Origin of the sequence: Pseudoalteromonas sp. BSi20652, assembly GCF_000239855.1 — a bacterium.
Taxonomy (GTDB): domain Bacteria; phylum Pseudomonadota; class Gammaproteobacteria; order Enterobacterales; family Alteromonadaceae; genus Pseudoalteromonas.
In genome coordinates this window covers 1-1,830 of sequence record NZ_BADT01000289.1, presented here as the reverse complement: position 1 = coordinate 1,830, position 1,830 = coordinate 1, and the positions used below count along the sequence as shown (strand labels likewise).

1 protein-coding gene and 2 pseudogenes are annotated in these 1,830 nt (G+C 34.4%); 2 read left to right on the top strand and 1 reads right to left on the bottom strand.

Features of this window, described 5'->3' with window-relative positions:
- Window positions 1–873: hypothetical protein (locus tag P20652_RS00070; protein WP_202799048.1), on the top strand; the 873-nt coding region annotated here is incomplete at its 5' end.
- Window positions 874–922: 49 nt separating this feature from the next.
- On the opposite strand, the pseudogene P20652_RS21275 reads toward P20652_RS00070, so the two are convergent.
- Window positions 923–1,072, bottom strand: a pseudogene (locus tag P20652_RS21275) (IS110 family transposase); the annotation flags it as partial.
- A gap of 77 nt (window positions 1,073–1,149) precedes the next feature.
- Here P20652_RS21275 and P20652_RS21570 point away from each other — a divergent pair.
- Window positions 1,150–1,437 (top strand): annotated as a pseudogene (locus P20652_RS21570) (transposase); the annotation flags it as partial.
- Window positions 1,438–1,830: the final 393 nt, after the last annotated feature.

Genomic DNA, 1,830 nt, shown 5'->3' with positions numbered 1-1,830 from the left:
TTCAGCTATGGTTTGTTTATCAATAAAAACAAATTTAAAAACGAGTTAATCTACAGGCTCGTTATATTTCTTTCATCAAATCCACCATCGGTAAACTTTGCAATGTTGAATTTCAGAATTACAAAATACGATCCTAAAAATAGAAATTCCGATGGTCATTACAAAGTTGATGAATGGACGTGTCCATCAGAAGTCGGGAAATCATTTAACGGTGTTGAGTTTAAAGCATCGGAATACTTTGAAGTTGAAGAAAAATATATAAATGCTGTTATAGAATGCCTCCAGTCCAAACACATTAAGCACCTTCGAGTAGTAGACCTTGAGTCTAGGTTTGTACAAGATAACCTTTCGGATAAGGATAATCAGTGGTTAGTTAGCGAAGAGTTTAAGGTTATTGATCTCTTTGAAGATAAGAAACTCGAAATAGATGATCTTAAAATTGTAATCAAGATGATTTTACGAGGTTTTCTGTGGTGCAGATTAGAGATTAATGAACAATTTAGTCTTAGGTTTGGTTGGGACTACTACATGTATATTTGTTGTATTAATTTAAATGAGAGCACGATTAAAAAAATTAGTGAAACGGGATTGTTTGTTGAGCTACTTGAACCACTTTACGATATGAAACGTTGTGACTTTTATATCCAAACTTGTCGTACCGACGAAGATGGAGATTGCTTAGTTGAAGAAGAAACACTCCTTAAAACTATGACTCGGGAAAAAATAAAGCAAGGTTTAGGTTTTTCTGATGAACATACTGGAAATCATAGTTTTGACATAACTCCTCAAAATTATGCAATTTTTAAAAATGACTTTGAGTTTAACTTCACGGAATATGAGTATTGTCTATATTGCGATAAGATTTACATATAGGTTAAAACGAAATCTAACAACACGCCCTGAGGTGGACGACTAGTAAAATTTAGCTATTAACTGCAAATTTTAAAAGTGGTGAGCCTCTGCGTTTTAAGGCCGCTAAATACGTCGATTCATCGTAGGGTGCATTCGTTTTCCAGCACCTAAATACAATCCTTATCCATTTAAAGGCCAGTGTTCTAATAATGCTGTTATGCCAAAAATTAGGATGACACCCATCCTAATTATTACGAAATAAGCCAACAAAAACAGCATGAAGAGTGCATTATTATAAATAATGGATCACGTAAGAAGCTGAACTATGTAGATAAAATGAAAGTAAAAATAGACAGCCCCATAGGTCGACGATAGCTGATTATTAAAGAATGGCAAACGACTCGGGTGTATCGAACCGGCTTTCCTTTAAATAAAAAGCGGAACATTACGGTGAATATTACGGTGAATAAAGGCATGAATAAATTGACCTTACGGGGTCAAACGAAAGTGAATGCGCAATGGCAACTGTATTGTCTTGTTCATAATATAGAAAAGCTGCAAAACACGATGCATAAAGAAGGGTAAGCCCTTTTACCCTAAATAAAAGCCACTCAAGCACCCTTAATTCCTTCCAAAACGCCAATTAAAACAATATCAAACACTTCTATATTCTGCGTAAAAATACAGTAATCAATTGAACCAAAATAGGAACTCAGCTATGGTTTGTTTATCAATAAAAACAAATTAAAAAACGAGTTAATCTACAGGCTCGTTAGGTCATTAGCGAGGAGTCGAGCTTTTGTATTTGAATCAAGAAGAGAAAAAAGTTTCAAAACGTAGACATAAAAAAATGGGGGTGGTTATTTTTGCATTTGGTCTTTATGTTTAAGAAAATCAACGCGTTGAGTTTTTAAGGCTAGAGAAATCATAAAAAATAGCACCCTCTCTATTAATCGCAGTATGTCCTAGCCCCTGGTC